This is a genomic window from Desulforamulus aeronauticus DSM 10349, from assembly GCF_900142375.1.
GTDB lineage: Bacteria > Bacillota > Desulfotomaculia > Desulfotomaculales > Desulfotomaculaceae > Desulfotomaculum > Desulfotomaculum aeronauticum.
The window spans coordinates 106,115-128,871 of sequence record NZ_FRAR01000018.1; the positions used below are offsets into that span (position 1 = coordinate 106,115).

Below are 22,757 nucleotides of genomic sequence, written 5' to 3' on the forward strand. Positions count from 1 at the left end.
TTGTTACCTTTACTGGTTGTTTTTAACAAAATGTACGAATAAATATTATTGTCTGCAATATGTTAAAAACAAAAGCTAAAACCAACCCAGACGGCTAATTACTCAACTCCTTATACAACTTATTGATTGAACTGCTTTCAATGCGAGAAATGAAAGAACGAGAAATATCCAGCCTTTTTCCCACTTCCCGTTGGGTTAACTCCTGTTCGCCGTCCAGACCATAGCGTAAGCGAATGACTATTTGCTCCCGGGGGGTTAACTTTTCCAAAGCTGTTTCCAGTTTTTCCAGTTGCAGATAGGTTTCTACCTGTTCTTCTACCGGTATATCGTTTGTCATAAGTGTATCTTGTAATTCCAGAGGCGTGCCATCTTTATCGTAATCCAGTGGTTCGGATATAGAGACATTGCATCGCTCGTTTTTTTGTTTACGTAAAACCATTAATATTTCGTTTTGAATACAGACACCGGCATAGGTGGAAAATTTGCTGGCTTTGTTTACATCGAAGGTGTCCACTGCTTTAATTAAACCCACAACCCCATTTTGAAATAAATCTTGCTTATCCACCCTGGCATCTTGTAGCTTGTTGGCAATCTTAGCTACCAAACGCAAATTCCTTTCAATTAGTATGGTTTTGGCCAACGGATCTCCCTTGGTCAATTTTAAAAGCAGTTCTCTTTCTTCCTGCGGGGAAAGTGGGTCAGGCAAATTACCAGAGGAAATATAAGAAACCAACAGAATAATCCCATTGATAATGGAAAGGGCCAAAAGTGTTAAAAGTGCAGGTGACAAATAAAATCCCTCCTTAGAAAAACTTGGCTTATTTACTTGCCCGTGACCTAAGGTTATGCCCTTGTATCCAAAATAAAAAATAGGTTCTACTTTATGCTATGGGGCTCCGCCAATAAATGTTCCTATCTTTAGCAACTCTCGTTATATGTAATATATGGTTAATGATTTGGGGCAAGCTAATAAATGTTAAGACAATGTTAATTTTCAACAGCATCTAACATTTTTTAATCAAAAGTGCGATGACTATGATATACTCTTTGATGGACGGGCAATTCATTTAAATGGAGGGGCTATATGTTTTTTAAAAAGTCAGATATATTCTTTGAAACCTTTACTGCTATCGCTCAAAACTTAACAAAAACCGCTGAGGATTTCAGAGAAGAGCTACACAACCCCAGTGCAGACAAGATTGGCCTTACCAATATTCAAGATTACGAAAAAGCCGGCGACCGCTACACTCATACCATTATTAAAGCCTTAAACAAAACCTTTATTACCCCACTGGATCGGGAAGATATTATGAATCTTGCCGTGAAGCTGGATGATGTTTTGGACGGTATTGAAGCAACCTTTATTCGCATGGATATATATGAAATTAAAGACATCAACATATTTATTAAAAGAAACTCTGAAATCATTTACGAAAGTTGTCAGGAAATTGAAAAAAGTATTGAAAAACTGGTAAAAAAGAAGCTTCTGGATATTCGCCCTCATACCGTAAGAATTAATGGTCTGGAAAACGAAGCAGATCATTTGTTTAACAATAGTTTACGGGAATTGGTTTCTTCCTGTACCGATGCAATTCAATTTGTAAAATACAAGCAAATCTATGAAATGCTTGAGGAAATTACCGATGCTTGCGAGGATGTGGCTAACATTCTGGAGAGTATTGTAATGCGAAATTCCTAAGAGGAAGGCGAAACATGGATCAACATATTATTATCATCGCTGTCGTTATACTGGCTCTAAGCTTTGACTTTATTAACGGTTTTCATGATACCGCTAACTCTATCGCAACCGCCATTTCTACCAAAGCCTTAAAACCCGCCTATGCCATCATGTTGGCAGCCTCGATGAACCTGCTGGGTGCTCTGGTCTTTACGGGGGTAGCCAAAACAGTGGGTGGCAAAGTGGCCAACCCTGCCAATATCGAACATGGAGTGTATGTGGTGGCAACTGCGCTTGTCGCCGCTATTATATGGAACTTATTTACTTGGTATTACGGTATTCCCAGTAGTTCTTCCCACGCCCTGATTGGCTCTTTAGCCGGGGCGGTTATTGCGGCAGCAGGCATCAGTGCTGTAAACTTGGCAGGCTTTTTAAGCATCATTGAAAGCCTAATTTTATCACCCTTACTGGCTTTTACCGTTGGTTACATTATTATGTCAATCATTCGGGTGATATTCGCAAATTTTTCACCGCACAAGATAAATACTAAGTTTCGTTCTCTGCAGATTCTCACCGCAGCCTTTCAATCCTTCAGCCACGGTACCAACGATGCGCAGAAAACAATGGGTATTATTACCTTTGCTCTGGTAGCCGGAGGATATCAGTCTTCTGTGGAAATACAAACCTGGGTAAAGGTATCTGCGGCGGTAGCCATGGCTCTGGGCACCTCTGTGGGGGGCTGGAGAATTATTAAAACCATCGGCACAAAAATTATTAAGTTTGAGCCGGCCAGCGGTTTTGCTGCAGATTTAAGTTCAGCCCTAGTTATTATTAGTGCCACCTTAATTCAACTACCGGTTTCTACCACCCACGTTATCAGTTCTGCCATCATGGGTGTTGGCTCTGCTAAGAGATTTTCCTCCGTACAATGGGGAACTGCCATAACGATGGTTTCAGCTTGGGTTATTACTCTTCCCGTCACGATGGTATTGGCAGGTTTCACTTTCTTAATTGTAAAATTTTTATTTCTCTAAGACTGCGATGTATTTTTAAAATTATATTGCATCTATAAAGCCTAAGGACTCCCGGATGCCGGGAGTCCTTAGGCTTTATCTGTTCTTGGCTTAGCAAAATTTCATAAACCGGGACATTCTTGTGGTTTCCTGACCCACTACCCAAAAGAAGCAATTCTCTGTCGGTGGCGTGAAATGGTCGCCGGTTTGTTCAAAATTCACTGCATAGCAGCCACCGGCACAAGGGCGGGAACATTCCTTGCAGTGAGCGGGCTGACGGCTGATGGCATTTTGGAAGGGTACTAGCTTTTTTACATCCAGCCCACTGTGAACATTACCCACAATATAGCGACCTGCTTCATTGGTTAAGCCCAACAGCTTAGAACAGGGGCTAACATCACCATTCGGAGCAACGGCCAGCGAAGTACTGCCCGCCCGGCAACCCCAACCAAACTTCACCCTTTCATCCTTTTCAAATTCTTCAATAAACAATTGCTTCCCCTGTCTCTGATAGTTGTGATAATCTTCTAAAATCTTTACCATATTTTTACCATACTGTTCAACCTGTAGCAAATCCCAGGGTTCAGCCCCTTGGGCCGGGGCAATAATTAATTGGTTAATACCTAATTGAACAATTTGGTTAAAGTCTTGCCGCATGGTGGTGATGGCTTCCTTACTAACCGTCATTCTGGCTCCTAACCAAGTCTGATATGTTTTTAGCAGAGGGATACGATCAGCAATTTTTTGCCAGGTTCCCTCCCCATTACGAGTTCGACGATAGCGGTCGTGGGTCTCCTGACCTCCATCAATACTCAGAAGCACGTTAATTTGATGTTGGGAGAAATATTGCACCATTTCTTCATTTAGCAGTGTGCCGTTGGTGGTAAGTGCCCAGGTAATTTCCAGCTTTTTTTCTTTAGCTCGCGCCAAAGCGTAAGGCACTATTTGCTTAATAAGTTCAAATTCCAGTAGTGGCTCACCACCGATGAGTGTAATCACTACATTGGGAAAAATTGCCTTGTCCATTAAAAGGTCAATAGCTTTTTGAGCCGTAGCAAAACGCATCCGCTCCTGGGGACTCTTGCAGTGTACAAAGCAGTATTCACAGGTAAGGTTACAGTTAAAGGTAACATTAAGCTCAATGGCTGCCAAACCCATCTTCTCTCGAGTCACTTCTGGCATTTGGGCCAATTTTTTTGCCTGCTCCCGCGGCAGTGCAAAAGTTCGCTCTAAGGCGACAGTTAAATCTGCTGGAGAGTAGCCGGGATAACTCCCGGCATACTCCCTGATAAAATGAACGATATTATTTAATCTGTTCTCCATAATTATTCCTTCTCATTTTGCGTTTGAAAGGGTCCCGGAGCAATGCCAATGAAGGCCTGACCGGGGCAGCTAAAACCGCCGGGGGCGTTGCAGCCAAAGGGCCGACCACAAGGTTGCTGGAATCGGAAGGTACAGGGTTGGAAAAATTGAGCTCCACAGGGCCGGAAATGAAAATGAAAACCACAGGGTTGAAAGAAGTTAAAGCTGCAGGGGTTGGAGAAATTAAAGTTACAGGGTTGCTGGAAATTAAAGGTACAAGGTTGGAAAATGCCAAAAGTACAGCCGCCTCCCTGGGGTTGAGAGGGGGTATAAATACCGGGACAAGCAAAGATGTTAGTACAAACATCCGGAGGAACACAAACATACCGATTTGCACAGTTAAAGCCTGGTATTGAGGTGCAAACGATTCGCTCCTCCACTTCACTCCTTAACTGTTTAGCAATATAATCCATATTCTCTTCGGTCAGATTCTCACTGCTCCCCCCATCCCACACTACCATAACAGCGGCATAAGGTATAGTAGCTACCTTTTTGTCTACCTGCAAACGGATAAATTGCAAATTACCTTCCAGTAATATGCCGGAGATTTTTTTCCCATTTACCATCTCAATGGTTAGGTACTTCCCCACACTGGCCAGTAACTCATCAGCCATTTGTGTTCACTCCTTTAAGTGGATATTCTTTCCTAATTAAACTATGTAGGAATGGGGGGTTTGGTGACTACACCTATACCAAAAGACTCTTTTGCAAATGGGGAACCCAACAGTCTAGGATCAATAGCACAGTCAGAAAATAAACTGTCCTCATGCAAAGAAACGTAATCCTGCAACTTTCATATGTTGTATTGGAGGTGTTTTTTAGGTGAATCAGTTTCCATGTATCGGTCAATCACTTTTTCATGTGCGTACCCAAAAACCTTGTCGAGCCTTGGGTGGCTGCCCTAGCAGCAGGCTGGTAACGATCCGTTTTAACAATGGTTCGGTGGCTTCCGTTCAGCAAGAAGAAGTTGTGCCTAACGAAACCTCTGTCTGCCCTTGCTGTGGCAGAAGTAGACGGCCCGATCAGGACGGGGTTTGTAAATTATGTAAAACCGTCAAATGTCCGGGATGTTGCAGTTGCAACTGTTAAAGGTAAGGTTATGGGATAATTTCTCTATATTTGGGCATCACTTACTGTAGAAATTGTATCGTAAGGAGGGCCCCTATGAGTGAGTATCTCGGTAGCGCAGAAGCCAAACAAGAGATATTAAAGAAGATTATTAAAGATCTGCATCAAGGCAGGGAGCTACATCAAGTAAAAGCCGAATTTCAAAAATTAATTAAAGATGTAGATGCCTCAGAAATTGCGGAAATGGAGCAAGCTCTTATCCGGGAAGGCATGAAGCCGGAGGAAATTACCAAACTGTGTGATGTCCATGCCGCCGTATTTCGGGATGCTCTGGAACAAAACAAAAAACCGGAGCTTATCCCCGGCCACCCCATGTACACTCTGAAACATGAAAATGATGAGATCGAAAAAGTTCTTAACGAACTGGACGCTTACCTGGAAAGCAATCAGGTAGACAAGTTTAAAGAACGACTGACCTTTTTCCGGGAGCACTTAGACAAGCACTACGCCAAAAAAGAAAATATTTTATTTCCTTATTTAGAGCGTCATAATATCACTGGCCCCCCATCCGTGATGTGGTCGGTGGATGATGAAATTCGTGATTTAGTAAAAGGGGTCAGCGCAAAGGTTCACGAACTTACCTCGGGTAATCTGTCTGATCTAAAGCATAATTATGAAGCTTTGCGGCAAAAAGTCAGCGAGATGATCTTTAAGGAAATAAATATCTTAACCCCCATGTCCCTAGAAACTCTCACTGAGGAAGAGTGGGCAGAGATCAAGCAACAGGATGAAGAGTTTGGTGTAGTATTTTCTCAAGCCCATGGGTCTTTCTGGCAGCCTAAGACTAGCCAATCAAAAGAGCCAGTTTATCCAGGAAGTGCCAACGAACTTCCTCTGGATACCGGGTTCCTTACCTTAAAGCAGATTAACACCCTCCTAACCAATGTACCCATTGATATCACCTTTGTGGATCATGAGGACACCGTACGGTACTTCTCCCAGGGTAGGGAAAGGATCTTTGTCCGTACCAAGTCCATTATTGGCCGTAAAGTTCAGAACTGCCACCCGCCGGATAGCGTTCACGTAGTGGAAAAAATTCTGGCGGACTTTAAAAGCGGTAAACACAGTACGGCAGAATTTTGGCTGGAACTAAACGGTGCCTTTATTCATATCCGTTACTTTGCTCTGCGAGATGAAAAGGGCACTTATCTAGGTACCATGGAGGTAAGCCAAAATGTCACCGGCATCCGAGCCTTGCAAGGTGAACGTCGGCTATTGAGTTACGAAGAGTAATGGTTTACAAAGAAACCCAGTTGCCAAAAATTAGCAACTGGGTTTCTTTGTAAACCTACATTATTCATTATCGAATGGCTTGCGTAATCCCTGATACACTGGATGAGGTTAACATTTTAAAGGGCTTACCGTGCTTCTTGCACAGCTTCTTGACACTTAAACAGGCGTTATGACTGTTACAGTCTACCGGACAAAGCACCAGGTCACACCTCCTTATTTTGATGTCAAGAACTCTTTCACCACCCTTCATGTAACCATCCAAATAATCAAACTTACCACCCTTTTCTTCAATCAAATCTCTATAGAAGGATTTAAATTTGCTAATGCCTCCAACAATTAGAATCTTTTTGTTGCAAAGTTCGTAATTACAACAGCTTTGGTCACAGGTTTCGGTTCCTTGGGTTTCCCCTTGATAAAGTTGACAGTAGCATTGGGTCTTAAGTTCCCTTACTCTGGTCTGAAGTTCTGCAATTCTCGCCAGTAAGTTTAGGTTTTCATTTTCTAGGTCTTTATTTTTAGCTTCATAGGCTTTTAGATCATCCTCAATGGCTTCAATTAGGACCTTTAATTCTTCATTTTCCCGTTGCAAATTCTGCCTTTCCTGCACTCTTGTCCCCCTCCCTGAGACCCTCCAAGTTTTTTACGTTTTTTTATTGTCTCCGGGGTTTTGCTTCGGGTCCTCTTGAGGATCGTGCTGGTCATGACAATGACCACCACAATCACAACCACAACAACTACCCGAACTGCAACAACCACCATTCTTTAGGTTGGTTGCTTCCCGCTGAAATCCTCGTAAGGTAAGAAAACCAATCCCGGCTGCCAGGATAACGGTAGAAATCACTCCCGTAACAGTTTCCACCATAACAACCCCCCATCAGTATTTTTTAGAGTTAACCGCCAAATCCCAATAATAAACCACCTTGGTAAATCAAAAGTGACACAATCCAGGCTAAGGCAAAGGTATACGCGGCTGCAAATAAAGTCCATTTCCAGGAACCCAGTTCTTTTTTGATGGTACCAAGCACAGCCATACAAGGCGTGTACAACAAGGTGAAAACCATAAAGGCGTAGGCTGAAAGGCTGGTGAAGGTTGCACCAATGGAAGCTTTCATTTGAGTGGCTGCTGCTACCGCTTCCTCTGCCACTTCAGCAACACCATAAAGTACACCCAGAGTAGATACCACAGCCTCCTTGGCTAATATCCCAGTTAATACCGCCACACCGCTCTGCCATGAACCAAAGCCATGGAAGGCAAAAAGCGGAGCAATGACGCCACCAATGGCAGCCAACAAACTATCCTGCATTTCCGCCGGACCTGAAAAGTTATAGCTGCTGAGCAACCAGATAAGCACCGACATACTGAAAATAATAGTACCAGCCTTAATTAAGAAGGCCTTTCCTTTTTCCCAAGTCTGCAGCAAAACCGTTTTCATGGTCGGTATACGGTAGGGCGGTAACTCCATTAAAAAGGGTTCCGCTTCCCCTTTAAAGTAAGTACTCTTAAATACCAGACCCATCAAAATTGCCATAGCAATCCCTAGTAAGTAGAGAGAAAGAACAACCACACTTTCCCTCCCTGGGAAAAATAAGGCGGCAAACAACGCATACACAGGTAGTCTGGCACCACAGGACATAAAGGGGGCGATTAGTACAGCAATCCTGCGATCCCTTTCCGTATCAAGGGCTCTGGCTCCCATAATAGCTGGCACAGTGCAACCAAAGCCAATCAACATCGGCAGAAAAGCTTTACCCGACAAACCAATTCTATTCATGGCTCGGTCCATAATAAAGGCTACCCTAGCCATGTAACCTGTTCCATCCAGGAAACTAATCAGGAAAAACAAGGTGAAAATTAAAGGTACAAAGACCACTACACTGCCAACCCCAGCAATGATGCCGTCAATCACCAGGGATTGCAGCCAATCAGCAGCTCCTATAGCGATCAGAGCCCCACTGGCCCAATCTGTCAGATTCGTGGATACAAACTCATCTAGCAGGTCCGAAATTGGCTGACCAACCCAAGCAAAAGTTGCCTGAAATAGCAAATACATGATGGCAATGAAAATAGGCAGACCTAATATACGGTTAGTCACAAAATTATCCAATTTATCGTTCCATGACTGAACGCCTTCTTTAGCTACTAAAGCCTTTTCCAAAACATTGTTAATGAAGAGATAGCGGGACTCAATAATTTCTTCTTCAACTAACTCACTGTCTTTTCCCGATTTTCTAAGAGCCGCTACCTGCTTAATGTGTTCCGCTAATAATGGACTGCCCACTTCCTTGGATTGCTTCACTGTAGAAGAATCTAAGGAATTAATTAGTTGCTGTAACCCATCTTTACTGGTGGCCACCGAAGAAATAACCGGTGTTCCTAATTGCTGGCTGAGAACCTCTATGTCAAATTCATACCCTTTACTCTTCGCTTCATCCATCATGTTTAGGGTAATCAAGGTAGGTACACCCAATTCCAATAATTGAACCGTTAGATACAAATTACGCTCTATATTGGAGGCATCCACCACGTTAACCACCAAATCAGGCTTTTCATCTACCAAGTAGTCTTTAACAATTCTTTCTTCCAGGGAATACGCACTAAGACTGTATGTGCCCGGTAGATCGACAATATTTACTTGCTTATTACCCTTAATAAGTTGACCAACTTTTTTATCTACAGTAACCCCAGGCCAGTTACCAATGTGTTGACGAGCTCCGGTTAAGGCATTAAAAATGGTTGACTTACCTGTATTGGGATTACCAGCTAAAGCCACATTAATCGCCGACATTTGACCAATCCCTCCTTATTGCAAAATTACAATGATCTGTTCTGCTTCAGCCTTACGAAAAGATAAATTATATGATTTCACCAGCACCTCTATGGGATCACCCATGGGCGCTACCTTAATAACCTTTAACTTTGTTCCTTTCATAATTCCCATGGCCATAAAACGTCCCCTGGCCTGACCTGTTACTTTAACACTATCCACAAGAACTGTCTGACCCGGTTTAACATCCTTTAGAGTGATCATTTTCCCCAACCCCCCCTTTCAATTATGACCTGACCATGATATGCCGGGCCATTTCTTGTCCAAGCATAACTTTTCCACCACGAATAGCCACAACCAGGGGGCCTTGGCAACAGCAACGGCAAACCTCCAAAGGAGTGCCGGGAATAAAGCCCATCTCTTCTAAATGGCGTTTGCGATTGCAACACCCTTCAATATCCTGAATGGTAACAACCCTTCCTTGTTTAACAGCATTTAATGGCTTCGTCATAAATATCTCCTCCAATCTTTTATAACCACTAGCCTGCTTGCTCTTGCAATCCGGCTAACGTATTGGACAATTGCTGTACAAAGTTTGCTTGTTCCGTTAAAACACCCGCGTTTTGCTTACTAATATCAGAGCATTTGACAATTACTTGCTTTACTTCCTCCGTCATACACTGTACTCCCCCCATCCCCAGGTCCAACGCTTCGGCACTTCCATAAGCCATCTCCACAGCTCCTACGCTATTGCCTACTTGCTCCACAATGATTTGACAGAGATCATTAACATCAGTAATTATCTGCATTCCACTTTGAACTCCTTTAGCTCCCTCTGACATCCCCTGCACAACCATGGTTGCGTTAACTCTTATCTGTTCGAGGCTGGCATTTACGTAATCAACCGTTTCCTTACTTTTGACAGCCAAATTACTAACTTCCTGAGCTACTACCGAAAAACCACGTCCGGCCTCTCCCGCTCTGGCCGCTTCTATGGATGCATTAAAGGCTAATAATTTAGTTTGGTCAGCAATGGATTTAATGGCTTGCAGCATTTCCCCCAAAGTTTTAATATCCACTTGCAGGATGGACGTCATTTTAATGGATTCTAAAAAACCTTCTTGAATCACTTCCATTTCCTTGTGAGCTGTCTGTAATTTCCCAGCCCCCTGTTCGGCAAACATCTTAGCATCTTTTAACGATGAGACCGTTTCCCCCACTTGTTTCATAACTTCCGTTACATGTTTACTAAGTTCTTCTACCATCCCTTGACTACACAGGGCTGTTTCGGTGGCTTCCGAGACGATATCATGAACTTCTCCCCCAGAGTCCACCAAACTATTGTTTAATTCAGCCAACTCCCGAACTAAAACTTCCAATTCAACGGCCTTTTTTAATAACAACGCTTCAGTAGCGTTTCTATCTTTTTTACTTTCGGACTTTCCCATAAAGGGAATCTTAAAGAATGGCACTTGGTTACACCTCTTAACTAATAACGATATTCATTATCAATAACTAGTTAAATAATACCCTTTTTTATTCAACCGGACAGGAGTGAAGCTCTGTCTATCTTAAACATCGATACAAAAGTCTTTACCATATAAGCATCAAATTGACTCCCTGCATGTTTTTGCAATTCATAAAGGGCCTGTTCTGCGGACATCCCCTTCCGGTAAGAACGATCTGAGATCATGGCATCCCAAGCATCGGCAATGGCAACCAGACGAGCCTCAAAGGGGATGTCTTCATTCTTCAGTCCACTGGGATACCCCCTACCGTCAATCCTTTCGTGGTGATAGTGTATGATGTCACTGGTGCTTTGTAAAAATCCTACCGGCTGTAATATTTTTACCCCGATCACAGGGTGGCTTTTCATTTTTTCATATTCTTCATAGCCTAAAGTACCTTCTTTATTTAAAATTTCTTCAGCAATGCCGATTTTCCCTATATCATGTAGTAACGCACCGTACTCAATGGTCTGAATTTCCCGGGCGTTTAGTTTAAGACCTTGGGCTAGAGTGACCGCCACTCGCGCAACGTTTTTAGAATGGTTGCGGGTGTACTTGTCTTTTGCATCAATGGCTGTCACCAACGCGGCAATGGTTTCTAAATATACTTCTTTTTTAGCATTCTCCAACTTCAAGAGGGTATTATGCAATACTAAGGCCGCCTGGCTGGCAAAGATTGAAATTGTGGCGATATCCTGGGGTGAGTAATGACCCCGGTGGTCCTCCCTCTTTGCGTGACGATGCATCAGTACAAGTATGCCAATGGTTTTTCTTTCTACCATCATGGGAACCGAAATAAAGGAGCGTAAAGCAGGATCTACCTTGCACATTTCCCGAAGGCCCTGTGAGCTATGGGGCAAACAAATAATTTCTCTGGCCACCACCGGTTTTTGGATGAATCTAGCTTTATTAAGAATTCTCTGCAGTTGTTCTGCAGTTAACTCCCCTCGTACCAGCATGATTTGTGTTGCGTGGGAAGATTGATCTGTTAGTAAAACCCCTCCCGCCTCACTATTGGTAATCTTGATAGCCAAATCCAAAATGGCGGCCAGTGTGCTATCCATGTCAGTATTTTTAATTAGAGAAACTAGTACCTCATTAATAAACTGCGTTTGCTCCAGATTTTTCTCCAATTCAGCTTTACTTAGACTGGAATCACTTTTTGTATTTGCCGCAAAAACCCCTCCTGACAAGGACATTATTGGGCACCCTCTTTGTTTTAAGAATGTTATGTACTTCCAAAATATATGCTGCTAATTACATGATAATGATAATCCTTCTCATTGTCAAGTATCCATTTTCAAAACAGTTTGTTATTCTACTTACTTAAAGGTGAATAAAAAGGGGGCAGAACCCTTTCCTAATTAAAAGGTTCCGACCCCTTAGAAATTTCCGCTAACACTTCATCAACGGTCTGATTTATCTGTAATGCTTTTAGCACCTTGTTCCACAGGCTCTTGCCGGCCGCGTCCCGCTGCCATTCATAATCTTCACTGGAGCCATAGCCATACTCTTCTATAGCGTCTTCTTTGAGGAGAAATACCACTTCCGGAATCTCTGCCTCGTACTGTTCGGTCCATTGGCTAAGAGTTACATCCAGCACAAAAAACTCACCTTCCAGGTAGACCTCCAACCATTGGTGCCTGTGCTCATTTCCCTTAATTGTTATGACTCCTTCTTGAATAAACACATCATAGTCCCGGAGCAAAAGTAAGCCAAAGATTAGCGAGCAAGCCTTTCGCTCGCTCCCAGCTAAACTTGAATTCTCCGGTTGTTCCTGTAACAAAGCACGCCTCACCACTTCGGCGATATCTAATACATCCTTCACTTGATCCAGTTGACAAAACATTTACTCTCTCCTACTAGGTAATAAAAGATTTTACTTTTTATAGTAAGCGGTTGGCAGAAGAAGTGCAAGCAATTTTATTTTTATGGAAAGGCCATTACCCTTGTCTATTCAACAAAATTTTAAAACCAGAAAGGAAAACGCAGATTGGTACGAAAATATACATATAATTAAATTTGTTTCAATTTTACCAGGTTAGACCTAAATTATTACACACGGGAGGGAATACACTTGGCTCACACTGGACTATTAGAATTACAAAACTACCTAAGCCAGAATGGTATTCTTATCAGTTTTTCGGGACGGTTCTCCCAGGCAATTATCGAAGAATTGGGGGAAGCAGTAAAGAAATACCTAGAATCAGAAGAACATCCAAAAAATGATATCTTTAATGTCTTTTCTATTTTTGTGGAACAAACCCAAAACATTAAGAATTATTGTGAAAGTAAAAAGTTTTTAACTTCCTACGAAAGAATTGCAAACTCATGTATTGTTACTATTGGTAAATGCGAGGGTGGAAATTACATCAGTTCCGGTAACATTATCGAAAATAGCGATGCCGAAAAACTAACTGCGCATATTGAAGAATTGATTCCCTTAGACAAAATCTCCCTGAAAAAACGCTACAAAGAGCAACTTAAACAAGAACTTCTTCCAGGTAGCCTAGGGGCGGGTGTTGGCCTGATAGACATAGCTCGCAAGGCTAGCAAACCCCTGCTGTACACAGTAAGCAGGATTGATCAACAATTCTCCTTTTTTACCTTAAAGGCCATTATATAGGGGGATATCGACATGAATAAATTACACATCGAGGGTTCCAAAAGTACACCAACGGTCATTTTAGATGCAGAAAAAAATAACTTGTTTTTACAAGGTCAGTCATACCCGGAAAATGCCTTTAAATTTTACGAGCCAATTTTCCAGTGGGTTGATGAATATTTAGAAAAATTAACCGCAGAAGTTCTGGTGCAAATTGATTTTAACCTTCCCTACATTAATACCAGTAGTTCTAAATGTATCATGATGTTACTGGAAAAGTTGGATAAGGCTTATGCGTCTGGGAAAAAGCTCACCCTAAACTGGTATTACAACGAAGATAACGAAAGTGAATTGGAGTGTGCCGAGGAATTTAAAGAGGACTTAACTTTTCCCTTTAACATCACCAGCCGAGAAAATAAATAAAAGCCAGGAACAGGAATAATAAAATGAGGTAGATGCATGGAATTAAATAAATATTCTCTGGAACCGGATTCCGAAGTAAAAAAGGTGACATTTTTCGCCAGTATCATTATCATTTTTTCCATTCTATTAGTAGGTCTCATCTCTTACGTCATTACAGAAAAAGAGGTCGTCTATAAACTCAAGAACAAAGATTTGGCAACGATTGCCGACGCCATCTCTTCTAAAATTGACAGTCGTATTTTAAGGGCCAAAGAAACCGCTCTCGTGCTCGCACAAGATCCGGAAAGTATGCAGTGGGTGGCCAGTAGGGAAAACGATCAGAGAGTTCAAAGAAATGTTATGCAAAGAATTTCTCAGCTAACTAACGGCATGGGTTACAGCAATTCCTTTGTGGTTAGTGCGCTTACTGGTCACTACTGGGACGAAAACGGGCAGTTGATCGATACCATGTCACCTAGCGACCCTGATGACCAGTGGTTTTATGATGTTTTAGCTGCCAAGCAGAAAGTAACCATGGTCATTGATTATAATGAAGAGAGAAAGAATACCTTCGTCTTTGTCAACGCCCTGATGGGTGATGTCAACCATCCCCTGGCCGTAACCGGCGTAGGCTTAAGTTTAGAAGATATTTCCCAGCATTTTGAAACCTTTAAATATGGTGAGAATAGTGACCTTTGGTTAATTGATCAAAAAGGTAACATTTATCTCTCAGACGATCTATCCTATAACGGTAAGAATGTCATCGATTTTCTCCCCAAAGAGGTTACGAAAGCTTTTTTAGCTGGTATTGATCAAGAATTGTCCTCTACCCTGGAATATAAAAACAACCAGGGGCAATTAATGGATTTAATTAGTTATCCTTTGGCATCAACCGACTGGACGCTTTTAGTTCAAATTCCCCGGAACGAAACAGTTGCTTTCTTGCAAACGATAAAAATAAATACGCTGTTAGCTTCTATTATTACACTTATTTCTATCACCCTTTTCTTTATTTTTGTATCCCGAAAGCTGGCAAATCCTTATAAAAAAGCCCTGCAGCTGAACCAACAATTAGAGGAACAGGTGGCCAACAGGACCCTGGAACTTAGGGAAAAAAATCAAAAGTTACTGGACAGCATTGATTATGCCAAACGAATTCAAGAGTCCATCTTACCTTCTCAGGATAAGCTTAATACCTTATTTAAGGATTATTTTCTGTTGTGGAAACCTCGAGATTTGGTGGGCGGCGACTTTTATTGGAGTAAAAGATTCGATAAGGAGTTGCTGGTAGCCGTGGGAGATTGCACCGGACACGGTGTACCCGGAGCACTCATGACAATGGTTACTATTTCAATTCTTAATCAGATCGTAGATGAGCAAACCAAAAACGATCCCGCTCAGATTGCAAAAACTAAATGTCTTTATTAAGGAAACCCTCCATCAAGAAACTAAAGAAGCCCTCACCGATGATGGTCTGGACATTGGTCTGTGCTATTTTAATGGTGAGGATACCCTTGTTTTTGCCGGAGCAAAGTCCTCTCTCTATATCAAAACCAATGAAGAAATCCATATTATCAAAGGGGATAAGAAAAGTATTGGCTATGTTCGGACAGCGAAAGACTACCACTACACCAACAATACCCGTAAAATCCAACCTGGCGATCTTTTCTACCTAACAACAGATGGCTTTTTGGATCAAAACGGTGGTCCCAAAGATTATTCCTTCGGTAAAAAGCGTTTTATAGAAATTATTAGCGGCAGTTACCAAAAAGAGCTTTCTGATCAGGGTAAAGTTTTTCTTCGGGAGCTACTAAATTATATGGGTGATGAGACACAAAGGGATGACATTACAGTCATGGCTTTTAAACTACGGTAGGTTATCACGGGAAAGGAAGAACCAATATTGCAGGGGAATAAAGAAAACCTGGAACAAATCTTTCAAAAAGAAATAGCCTTACTACAATCCGGTAAGGCAGACATTAGTAATCCCCACTATGACGGTAATGATTTATTGCCTAAATATCAGGAGTTACTTAACGAATATGAACGGCTTCTTAAATTATCCCGAAAAATATTTGTCATCAGCGATTCTCAGGGACGCTCCCTCAAGAAACGGGAATATGAGATAAAAAATTTACTAGATAACATTAACCAAGGCTTTTTAACCTTTAGCCAAGATCTGTTGGTGGACAGTGAGTACAGTGCCGAATGCATCCAAATATTTGGCAAAAAGATTGTCAATGCCAACATTATAGAACTACTTAGTATCAATGAACCGCATCTTAAACAGCAGCTTCCAGCAATATTTGCTACGGTTTTTCAGGCCAATGAGCAGGATGCCAAAAGCCAATATCTAGCCCAATTACCCAACATGATCCTCTTAAATGAAAAAAGCATTGCACTGGCCTACAAGTTTATTCAAGCAACGGAAAACGATGAAAAAAGACTTTTATTGATCCTGACAGATATTACCGACCACTTACATTCTAAAGCCCAAATTGAATTTCTCAGTTACAACGACAGTCTAACGGGACTTTTTAACCGGGCCTACGTGGACAAAATAGTCTCCGAAATAATGTGCCCGACCAAGCTACCCATCAGCATCATCCTGGGAGATATGAATGGACTTAAATTAATTAATGACATGTTTGGCCACGAAAAAGGCGACGAACTAATTATCAACACAGCCAAGGTTTTACAAAAATGTTGCCGAGATACAGATATTATTGCCCGCTGGGGCGGTGATGAATTTCTAATCCTATTGTCCAACACAAATCACGAACAATGTGAAAAAGTGGTAGACAGAATAACCAAAACCTGTCAGGAAACATCTCGTAACCCCATTGAGATTAGCATTGCACTGGGCAACGCCACTCTAGAGCATCCCACTTCATCCTTTTCTGAAGTGTTTAGTATTGCAGAAAGTCAGATGTATAAAAAGAAACTGCTAGAAAGCAAAGCAATCCGCCGGCAGATTATTTCTAATGTTGAAGATCGCTTGCAAACCTCCCGTTTTGCCAATGTCGGCCATATCCACCGTATAAAAAAATTGGCCACGCACTTTGCTAAGTTACTTGGTTTCTCTAGCACTTCCACCGAGATAAGAAATCTGCTGTTGCTGGCATCCCTGCATGATGTAGGAAACCTGGCAATACCCCAAGAAATTTTGTGCAAATCCGGCAGTCTTACTGCAAAAGAATGGGAAATCATCAAAAGCCACAGTGAAATTGGCTATCGTATGGGACTTTCCATTGGTGAATCCACTGTGGCAGAAGCAATTTTAGCCATGCACGAACGTTGGGACGGTAACGGCTACCCCAGCGGCTTAAAGGGAGAGCAAATCCCCTTTATCAGTCGGTTGTTGGCTATTATTGATACCTATGATGTGATGACACACGATCGTGTCTTCCAAGGAGCCTTCAGCAAGGAGCAAGCTCTAGAAGAAATACGCTTACAAAGCGGCAGGCAGTTCGACCCGGCATTAGCAAAAGTCTTTCTCCTGCAGAGAGATACCCTATTATATTCAGGCGATCAATAAGCAAGTAGGTGCAGTACATCATCAACAATTTGGCAATCATCTGCCGCCAGTGGATGATTGCCTTTTCTTTTTAGAAAACATGTCCCCGTGTAACCATACATCTGAAAAATTATAATCTATAGGAAGGAGTATTTGCTCTTATGGGGCAACAAAAGGGAGTGCTAAGAAATGGTAAGTAAAAATAATCATACCGCCATCATTACCGATGAGAAATTGGTTGATCAATGTACAGATATTACCTATCCCCAGGTAAGTGGTTTAACAAACAAAACCGTCCAAGCAGACATAAATAGACTTATCAACGCCCAGGTGAACAAAATTCTTCCGAAGGACAACTGTCAGACTTCTACCTTCGGAAAATATGAAGTAAAACTTAATGAGCAAGGACTATTAAGCATTGTTTTATACTTCTATACCATCCGAGAACAGGCAGCCAACGGCTTAAACATCCAAAAATCCATCACCGTTGATTTGGCAACCGGCAAAGTATATGAACTACATGATTTATTTAAGCCTGGCAGTCGGTATAAAATGGTTCTTGATAAAATGATCCGCCAGCAAATCCAGGAGCAGGGCCTAACCTTAATCAAAGAATTTACAGGTATTACAGATAATCAAGATTTCTACCTAACGAAAGATGCTCTGGTGATCTATTTTCAGGAACTGGCATACACCATCCATGCTGATGGTACCCCTGAATTTGTTATCCCCTATCAAAAAATTGATCAACTAATTCGGCAGGACGGTCCTATTGCCCGGTTATTAGAAAAGTCATAAAGAACTGTAACCAATAAAAAAAACTATCTACTTCTATATGAAGCGATAGTTTTATATTATACAGCCCATTAGGCTTCAATTATTTTCTTGATTCGCTTGATTTCCCTTTTATTTTGGTGATTGTCCTCTTGCAAAATTTCAATGTCAGCCACAACATACGTCAAAGTATTTTTGATTTCCGCTACGTCCTTCTTTACTTCCTTCGAATCAGCTAGTAGCTCCATGACAGCGATCCTGTCAAAGCGTTCATCCTGCTCTTTGAAACGTTCATCAACTCGAGTAAAGCCTTCCTGGGTTGTCCTTTCAAGCTGTCCTAGCTTTTCAAGTATCTGGTTAAGGATATTTTCCATCCAGCATCACCCCTTCCCTTTATTATACAGTCGACTCCAGCTTGATACCAGACCCAATTCTCCAATGATTACCGGTACTTTACCTTTCAGCCAGTTTCATGCTTTTTTATAGCTGAACCATGATTTATAATAGGTTACATGCTTTTGAAAGTTTCAGTAAGTAATTGGAGGGATTTGACAAGGATGAAACTCACCTTAACTATTTTACCTCAACTATTGGGTATTTGCAGGTTAGCTCCCGGTGAAAATATCCCCACTTGGCTATGGGAAAGTAATTTTTTCTCAATATCGAAAACTGTTGATGAACTTTCTATTGTTTGTCCAGTTCATCTGATCCCAGAAGGTATCCAATGTAACAAGGACTGGCAGGCCCTAAAGGTTGGGGGTCCCTTGGATTTTTCTCTCATTGGTATCCTCTCCGAGCTTAGTACCCTCTTAGCCAATGAAGGCATCAGTATCTTCGCCATCTCTACCTTTGATACCGACTATATTCTTGTGAAAACAGAACAATTAAATAAGGCAGCAACCTCATTAATTCGTCAGGGCCATACTGTTAACTCAACTCTTTAAAAAATGACCCATTATGGCCACAGCTGAAATCAGCCATAAATACAGTAAACCCGTACCACTTTTAAGGTGATACGGGTTACTTTTTGCGGTTAGCTGTGGCTACCCGTTGGACTCAGCCTGGGTATCACAAATCTACTTATTCCAGTTTCTCACATCGAGATGGGCATACTTGGGCAAATAACGGGTAGGTAATGCCAGAGCGTCTTTTCTGAAAGGAGGTGCCAGTTGAGTTCCGTCACATACTATTTCTAGTACGGTAGGCTTGCGGCTCTTCAGGGCTGCTTCTAAAGCCGGACCTACTTCTTCAGGCTTATCTACACGAACTCCTTGCGCTCCCATTGATATAGCTACCGGTGCAAAGCTCTCGGGGTTCGGAATATCTGCTCCTACAAAACGGTTGTTGTAGAAGTCAACTTGGTTTTTCTTCTCTGCACACCAAGCTCCATTTCTAAAGACAATGGCTACTACAGGCAGGTTTTGTTCTACGGCTGTGCTTACTTCGTGCAAGCTCATACCCCAAGCTCCATCACCAACGATCGCTACTACCGGAGCTTCCGGTCTGGCAATTTGAGCGCCTAAGGCTGCAGGGTAAGCAAAACCAGTATTACCAAAGGTCAACGCTGCAATATGCTTTCCTTCACCACTAAAACGCAGGTAGGTGTTGGCGGTGGAGGATACGTTACCAATATCGGTGCTAACAATCGCGTTCTGGGGCAGAGCTTTTTGGATTTCCAGCAGGGCTCTCCGGGGGTTAATAGGAACACCGGGTACCATGGCCAGATCAACACATTCTTTGTCCCAAGCTTCTTGACGTTCTTTAATTTTAGCCATGCGCTCTTCATTTACCTTGGGAGCAGGAATTTTAACTTCCAGACGCTTCAGAATTTCAGAACTGGCTTCTTTAGCATCGCCAATGATACCTACTTCAATGGGGTGGGTCCGGGCGATGTGTTTGGGGTTAATGTCAATTTGAATAATCTTGGCATCTTCTGGGAAGTAGTTGATGTCGTATTGAGGCAGAGTACCAAATACAGACAGTCTAGTACCGATACCCAGAATTACATCTGCATCTTGTAAGGAGTACATAGCTGCTTTGGAGCCCATGTAGCCGATCGGGCCTACCCACAGGGGATGATCAGCATAGAAAGCATCATTGTGCAAATAGGTCATAGCTACAGGAGCTGTTAAACGCTCTGCAATTTTAGCTACAATGTCTTTAGCACCAGAATCTACCACACCTCTACCGGATACAATAACCGGACGCTTGGCGTTGGCCAGTATTTCTGCGGCTCTGTCTAAGGATTCCAGGGAACCACAACCACGGGCGTCTACACGGTACTGGTGAGGAGCTAAAACGCGCTCTTCCACTTCACCATAGAAGTAGTCACGGGGAATATCATAGAGTACGGCACCACGTTCTGCATAGGCAATACGGAATGCGGTTCTCAGGCAATCAGCGGCTCTTTTGGGATGAGGCACTCTTACGGTTGCCTTGGTAATGGCTTTGAATACGGAGACTTGATCGCACTCTTGGAAGCCATCCCAACCAATGGTGGGGGTACCAGCGGAAGGAGAGATAATTACCATCGGGGTATGGGCCATGTTGGCAGCTGCCACAGAGGTTACCAGGTTGGTGATACCAGGTCCGTTTTGACCAACACATACACCGGCAACACCTGTTACACGGGTATAGGCATCTTCCATGTGACCGGCAGACTGCTCATGACGTACCGGGATGAATTCAATACCAGCGGTGGGGAACAGATCCAGCATATCCATGAATGCAGAACCCACGATACCGGTAACGTGCTTTACCCCTTCTTGCAATAGTGTTTCAACAATGGCTTCACTCGGTGTCATTTTTACTTTAGACAATTCGCTAACCTCCATTTACTTTCTACATTTATTTCCAGGTAAATCTATTTAGATAGGAAATCCTATCTGGATACAGTTTATAATTCTACAGTTTCTAAAGCTTTCTTAATAGCTCCCACCATTCTATCGATTTCATCTTTAGTAACAATATACATAGGAGCCAGGGTGACTGTGTTGTTAAAACCAGGAATACTGCGATTAGTTCTGCCCACCAGGACACCTTGGGAAGCAACATTACCCAGAACCTTACCCATATAGGCTTCGCTTACTGGGGTCTTTGTATTTTTGTCTTCAACTAGTTCAATACCGGCGAACAGACCCTTGCCACGAATTTCACCAACTACGGGCATGTCTGCTAACTCTCCCAGACGATCAAAGAGGTACCCACCCATAGTAACAACTTTTTCTAACATATTTTGCTCTTCAATTAACTTAATGTTAGCAAGGGCTGCAGCTGAGGCACCCGCGCTGCCACCATAGGTACTGATATCCCGGAAATAAGCAAATGTATCTTTAGGATCATTTAGGAATTGATCATACAGGTGTTGTTTGCAAACAGTGGCCGAAATAGGCATATAGGAACTGGCCATACCCTTTGCCATAGTGGTCATATCCGGGCTTACATTAAAGTGCTGATGACCAAACCATTTACCGGTTCGACCAAAACCACACACCACTTCGTCCATGATTAACAGAACTTCATACTTTTTGCAAATCTCTTGCACAATATCAAAGTACTCTTTTTGAGGAACCAGAATACCACCACCGGCCGTAATTGGTTCAACAATAAACGCTGCTACTGAATCTGCTCCTTCTTTTTGGATAACGTCTTCCAGCGCCCTGGCACACTCCATGTTGCAGCCTGGATAAGACTTGCCAAAATGGCAGCGATAGCAATATGCTGCAGGGATTCCAACAAAACCAGGCACTAAGGGACCAAAGCCCATTCTCCGTTCTTCTTGTCCTGTTGCACTTAAAGCCCCAATGGTGGTTCCATGATAATCGCGATGACGATAAATAATTTTGTATTTATCCTTTTCGGGATATTTCAAACGGAAATACTGACGGGACATCTTAAAAGCTTTTTCGTTTGCTTCCGATCCACTATTGGAAATAAATACCTTTGAAGCATCCGGTATTAAAGTGGTAAGTTTATCAGCTAATTGAATAGCCGGAGGGTTACCTGCACTCAATGCATAATAGGGCATTATTTTTAGCTGTTCATAGACTGCTTCTGCAATAGATTCTTGTCCATAACCTACGTTAACGCACCATACACCACCGGAAAGACCATCTAAAAACTCTCTGCCACGTACGTCTTTAATGTAGCAACCTTTTCCTTCTACGATAATAGTAGGCTCAACACTTTCGAATACCTTGTGTTGTGTAAGATGGTGCCACATATTTTTCCGGTCCTTTTGAACTAACTCATCGGCGGATAATTCATAACCTCTTGCCATGTTAAAATCCTCCTTTTTAGAATCCTCACTCCGGCTTACGTCCAGCCGAAGTGAGGATACTTGAAATAATCAAATGATTTAGCTGATTATACTGCAGAGACATGTGTATTCTAGACCTAGATCGTCAGCTACGGCTTTATAGGTACACTTACCAGCTGCCACATTGACCCCTTTAGCCAGGGCACCATTATCTTTTACTGCTTGAACCCAACCTTTATTGGCTAATTGAACAGCATAGGGCAGGGTCACATTGGTCAACGCATAGGTGGAAGTACGAGCTACCGCACCCGGCATATTGGCTACAGAATAGTGAACTACACCGTACTTTTCATAGGAAGGATTGTCGTGTGTGGTTACCCGGTCAATGGTTTCGATCGAGCCGCCTTGGTCAATGGCTACGTCTACAATAACGGACCCCGGTTTCATTGTTTTTACCATGTCTTCTTTTACTAATTTGGGTGCCTTAGCTCCAGGAATTAATACAGCACCTACT

Annotated in this window: 25 protein-coding genes and 1 pseudogene; 11 read left to right on the forward strand and 15 right to left on the reverse strand. The window is 42.4% G+C overall.

The window, feature by feature from the left end:
• Positions 1-94: 94 nt before the first annotated feature.
• Positions 95-790 carry an RNA polymerase sporulation sigma factor SigK gene (sigK, locus tag BUA78_RS12305; RefSeq protein ID WP_072914931.1) on the reverse strand — a complete coding sequence of 232 codons (696 nt, stop codon included), beginning with the start codon at positions 788-790 and terminating at the stop codon, positions 95-97.
• A 294-nt stretch (positions 791-1,084) separates the two neighbouring features.
• Here sigK and BUA78_RS12310 point away from each other — a divergent pair, with 294 nt between their 5' ends.
• Positions 1,085-1,699: a DUF47 domain-containing protein gene (locus BUA78_RS12310; RefSeq protein WP_072914933.1), complete on the forward strand. Its 615-nt coding sequence runs from the start codon at positions 1,085-1,087 to the stop codon at positions 1,697-1,699.
• 14 nt (positions 1,700-1,713) lie between these two features.
• On the forward strand, positions 1,714-2,712 hold the full coding sequence (locus BUA78_RS12315; RefSeq protein WP_072914935.1) for an inorganic phosphate transporter: 999 nt from the start codon (positions 1,714-1,716) through the stop codon (positions 2,710-2,712).
• Between the two features lie 90 nt (positions 2,713-2,802).
• Here the strand turns inward: BUA78_RS12315 and BUA78_RS12320 are convergent, their stop codons facing one another.
• Positions 2,803-4,014 (reverse strand): radical SAM/SPASM domain-containing protein, encoded by a 1,212-nt coding sequence (locus BUA78_RS12320; RefSeq protein ID WP_072914938.1) that lies wholly within the window; start codon positions 4,012-4,014, stop codon positions 2,803-2,805.
• A 2-nt stretch (positions 4,015-4,016) separates the two neighbouring features.
• On the reverse strand, positions 4,017-4,667 hold the full coding sequence (locus BUA78_RS12325) for a hypothetical protein (protein ID WP_072914940.1): 651 nt from the start codon (positions 4,665-4,667) through the stop codon (positions 4,017-4,019).
• Between the two features lie 208 nt (positions 4,668-4,875).
• Here BUA78_RS12325 and BUA78_RS19920 point away from each other — a divergent pair, with 208 nt between their 5' ends.
• Entirely contained in the window at positions 4,876-5,142 is a 267-nt protein-coding gene (locus tag BUA78_RS19920; RefSeq protein WP_072914943.1) for a hypothetical protein, read from the forward strand.
• A gap of 75 nt (positions 5,143-5,217) precedes the next feature.
• The gene (locus tag BUA78_RS12335) at positions 5,218-6,414 is read left to right on the forward strand and encodes a DUF438 domain-containing protein (RefSeq protein WP_072914946.1); all 1,197 of its coding nucleotides are present in this window, start codon (positions 5,218-5,220) and stop codon (positions 6,412-6,414) included.
• Positions 6,415-6,481: 67 nt separating this feature from the next.
• On the opposite strand, the gene BUA78_RS12340 is transcribed toward BUA78_RS12335, so the two are convergent.
• From BUA78_RS12340 to BUA78_RS12375, 8 genes are all read right to left on the reverse strand, one after another.
• A complete protein-coding gene (locus BUA78_RS12340; RefSeq protein ID WP_072914948.1) occupies positions 6,482-7,021 on the reverse strand; it encodes a DUF2325 domain-containing protein in 540 nt (179 codons plus the stop codon).
• 33 nt (positions 7,022-7,054) lie between these two features.
• Entirely contained in the window at positions 7,055-7,276 is a 222-nt protein-coding gene (locus BUA78_RS12345) for a hypothetical protein (RefSeq protein WP_072914951.1), read from the reverse strand.
• Positions 7,277-7,304: 28 nt separating this feature from the next.
• A complete protein-coding gene (gene feoB / locus BUA78_RS12350; protein ID WP_072914953.1) occupies positions 7,305-9,200 on the reverse strand; it encodes a ferrous iron transport protein B in 1,896 nt (631 codons plus the stop codon).
• Between the two features lie 15 nt (positions 9,201-9,215).
• Positions 9,216-9,443 (reverse strand): FeoA family protein, encoded by a 228-nt coding sequence (locus BUA78_RS12355; protein ID WP_072914956.1) that lies wholly within the window; start codon positions 9,441-9,443, stop codon positions 9,216-9,218.
• A 22-nt stretch (positions 9,444-9,465) separates the two neighbouring features.
• Positions 9,466-9,690, reverse strand: a complete 225-nt coding sequence (locus BUA78_RS12360; protein ID WP_072914957.1) for a FeoA family protein — start codon at positions 9,688-9,690, stop codon at positions 9,466-9,468.
• 28 nt (positions 9,691-9,718) lie between these two features.
• On the reverse strand, positions 9,719-10,651 hold the full coding sequence (locus BUA78_RS12365; protein ID WP_072914959.1) for a methyl-accepting chemotaxis protein: 933 nt from the start codon (positions 10,649-10,651) through the stop codon (positions 9,719-9,721).
• Positions 10,652-10,719: 68 nt separating this feature from the next.
• A complete protein-coding gene (locus BUA78_RS12370) occupies positions 10,720-11,886 on the reverse strand; it encodes an HD domain-containing phosphohydrolase (protein WP_072914962.1) in 1,167 nt (388 codons plus the stop codon).
• Between the two features lie 161 nt (positions 11,887-12,047).
• Positions 12,048-12,536 carry a hypothetical protein gene (locus BUA78_RS12375; protein WP_072914964.1) on the reverse strand — a complete coding sequence of 163 codons (489 nt, stop codon included), beginning with the start codon at positions 12,534-12,536 and terminating at the stop codon, positions 12,048-12,050.
• Between the two features lie 228 nt (positions 12,537-12,764).
• Between BUA78_RS12375 and BUA78_RS12380 the strand changes: the two genes are divergently transcribed.
• From BUA78_RS12380 to BUA78_RS12400, 6 genes are all read left to right on the forward strand, one after another.
• Entirely contained in the window at positions 12,765-13,313 is a 549-nt protein-coding gene (locus BUA78_RS12380) for a SiaB family protein kinase (protein WP_072914967.1), read from the forward strand.
• Positions 13,314-13,325: 12 nt separating this feature from the next.
• Positions 13,326-13,715 carry a DUF1987 domain-containing protein gene (locus tag BUA78_RS12385; protein WP_072914970.1) on the forward strand — a complete coding sequence of 130 codons (390 nt, stop codon included), beginning with the start codon at positions 13,326-13,328 and terminating at the stop codon, positions 13,713-13,715.
• Between the two features lie 36 nt (positions 13,716-13,751).
• Positions 13,752-15,122: a SpoIIE family protein phosphatase gene (locus BUA78_RS20875; protein ID WP_084082408.1), complete on the forward strand. Its 1,371-nt coding sequence runs from the start codon at positions 13,752-13,754 to the stop codon at positions 15,120-15,122.
• The gene (locus BUA78_RS19710; protein WP_084082409.1) at positions 15,067-15,570 is read left to right on the forward strand and encodes a PP2C family protein-serine/threonine phosphatase; all 504 of its coding nucleotides are present in this window, start codon (positions 15,067-15,069) and stop codon (positions 15,568-15,570) included. Before BUA78_RS20875 ends, BUA78_RS19710 begins: the two co-directional genes overlap by 56 nt.
• A gap of 27 nt (positions 15,571-15,597) precedes the next feature.
• Positions 15,598-17,232 (forward strand): bifunctional diguanylate cyclase/phosphohydrolase, encoded by a 1,635-nt coding sequence (locus BUA78_RS12395; RefSeq protein ID WP_072914971.1) that lies wholly within the window; start codon positions 15,598-15,600, stop codon positions 17,230-17,232.
• 168 nt (positions 17,233-17,400) lie between these two features.
• A complete protein-coding gene (locus BUA78_RS12400; protein ID WP_072914973.1) occupies positions 17,401-18,009 on the forward strand; it encodes a DUF3298 and DUF4163 domain-containing protein in 609 nt (202 codons plus the stop codon).
• A gap of 68 nt (positions 18,010-18,077) precedes the next feature.
• Here BUA78_RS12400 and BUA78_RS12405 read toward each other — a convergent pair whose 3' ends face one another.
• Complete coding sequence (locus BUA78_RS12405; RefSeq protein WP_072914974.1) at positions 18,078-18,359, reverse strand: hypothetical protein; 282 nt, start codon at positions 18,357-18,359, stop codon at positions 18,078-18,080.
• 183 nt (positions 18,360-18,542) lie between these two features.
• Between BUA78_RS12405 and BUA78_RS12410 the strand changes: the two genes are divergently transcribed.
• A complete protein-coding gene (locus tag BUA78_RS12410; RefSeq protein ID WP_072914977.1) occupies positions 18,543-18,929 on the forward strand; it encodes an ACT domain-containing protein in 387 nt (128 codons plus the stop codon).
• A gap of 132 nt (positions 18,930-19,061) precedes the next feature.
• Here the strand turns inward: BUA78_RS12410 and xsc are convergent, their stop codons facing one another.
• The 3 genes and pseudogenes from xsc to BUA78_RS12425 form a co-directional block, all read right to left on the reverse strand.
• Positions 19,062-20,804, reverse strand: a complete 1,743-nt coding sequence (gene xsc, locus BUA78_RS12415; RefSeq protein ID WP_072914979.1) for a sulfoacetaldehyde acetyltransferase — start codon at positions 20,802-20,804, stop codon at positions 19,062-19,064.
• 77 nt (positions 20,805-20,881) lie between these two features.
• Positions 20,882-22,264, reverse strand: coding sequence for an aminotransferase family protein (locus BUA78_RS12420; protein ID WP_072914981.1), 1,383 nt, complete (start codon positions 22,262-22,264; stop codon positions 20,882-20,884).
• A 78-nt stretch (positions 22,265-22,342) separates the two neighbouring features.
• A pseudogene (locus tag BUA78_RS12425) lies at positions 22,343-22,757 on the reverse strand (alanine dehydrogenase); the annotation flags it as partial.

Coding starts and splice junctions, on each gene's coding strand:
- BUA78_RS12410 (WP_072914977.1), top strand. CDS start 18,543: ATGAAACTCACCTTAACTATTTTACCTCAACTATTGGGTATTTGCAGG.
- BUA78_RS12370 (WP_072914962.1), bottom strand. CDS start 11,886: ATGTCCTTGTCAGGAGGGGTTTTTGCGGCAAATACAAAAAGTGATTCC.
- BUA78_RS12320 (WP_072914938.1), bottom strand. CDS start 4,014: ATGGAGAACAGATTAAATAATATCGTTCATTTTATCAGGGAGTATGCC.
- BUA78_RS12325 (WP_072914940.1), bottom strand. CDS start 4,667: ATGGCTGATGAGTTACTGGCCAGTGTGGGGAAGTACCTAACCATTGAG.
- BUA78_RS12345 (WP_072914951.1), bottom strand. CDS start 7,276: ATGGTGGAAACTGTTACGGGAGTGATTTCTACCGTTATCCTGGCAGCC.
- BUA78_RS12355 (WP_072914956.1), bottom strand. CDS start 9,443: ATGATCACTCTAAAGGATGTTAAACCGGGTCAGACAGTTCTTGTGGAT.
- BUA78_RS12360 (WP_072914957.1), bottom strand. CDS start 9,690: ATGACGAAGCCATTAAATGCTGTTAAACAAGGAAGGGTTGTTACCATT.
- BUA78_RS12385 (WP_072914970.1), top strand. CDS start 13,326: ATGAATAAATTACACATCGAGGGTTCCAAAAGTACACCAACGGTCATT.
- BUA78_RS12315 (WP_072914935.1), top strand. CDS start 1,714: ATGGATCAACATATTATTATCATCGCTGTCGTTATACTGGCTCTAAGC.
- BUA78_RS12375 (WP_072914964.1), bottom strand. CDS start 12,536: ATGTTTTGTCAACTGGATCAAGTGAAGGATGTATTAGATATCGCCGAA.
- BUA78_RS12335 (WP_072914946.1), top strand. CDS start 5,218: ATGAGTGAGTATCTCGGTAGCGCAGAAGCCAAACAAGAGATATTAAAG.
- BUA78_RS12400 (WP_072914973.1), top strand. CDS start 17,401: ATGGTAAGTAAAAATAATCATACCGCCATCATTACCGATGAGAAATTG.
- BUA78_RS12405 (WP_072914974.1), bottom strand. CDS start 18,359: ATGGAAAATATCCTTAACCAGATACTTGAAAAGCTAGGACAGCTTGAA.
- feoB (WP_072914953.1), bottom strand. CDS start 9,200: ATGTCGGCGATTAATGTGGCTTTAGCTGGTAATCCCAATACAGGTAAG.
- BUA78_RS20875 (WP_084082408.1), top strand. CDS start 13,752: ATGGAATTAAATAAATATTCTCTGGAACCGGATTCCGAAGTAAAAAAG.
- BUA78_RS19710 (WP_084082409.1), top strand. CDS start 15,067: ATGAGCAAACCAAAAACGATCCCGCTCAGATTGCAAAAACTAAATGTC.
- BUA78_RS12420 (WP_072914981.1), bottom strand. CDS start 22,264: ATGGCAAGAGGTTATGAATTATCCGCCGATGAGTTAGTTCAAAAGGAC.
- BUA78_RS12310 (WP_072914933.1), top strand. CDS start 1,085: ATGTTTTTTAAAAAGTCAGATATATTCTTTGAAACCTTTACTGCTATC.